Origin of the sequence: Corynebacterium sp. MSK039, assembly GCF_030232315.1 — a bacterium.
In the GTDB taxonomy this organism is placed as follows: Bacteria; Actinomycetota; Actinomycetes; order Mycobacteriales; family Mycobacteriaceae; genus Corynebacterium.
Genome location: NZ_JASPJL010000060.1, coordinates 1 through 252, shown reverse-complemented (window position 1 = coordinate 252; position 252 = coordinate 1). Strand labels below are relative to the sequence as shown.

At 36.9% G+C, this 252-nt stretch carries 1 protein-coding gene; it reads left to right on the top strand.

The window, feature by feature from the left end:
* Nucleotides 1–252 (top strand): terminase TerL endonuclease subunit (locus tag QP997_RS09830; protein WP_284847013.1); only part of this gene is annotated, 252 nt, incomplete at both ends.

The following is a 252-nucleotide window of genomic DNA, read 5'->3' as shown; positions in this document are numbered from 1 at the left end:
CTGTTGCACAAGGCAAGCAAACACTTTCAAGTCCAATGAAATTATTAGGTGCTGACTTGGAATCAAAATTGGTGAATTATAACAACAATCCGATTGATAAATGGTGCCTTTCAAATACCGCAATTGATATCGATAAGAACTTAAACATACAACCGAATAAAACGAAGAACCAGCGTCGCCGTATTGACGGAACGGCAGCACTCTTAAACGCTTATGTAATTCTTCAAGAAAAGAGAAATGATTATCTCAACA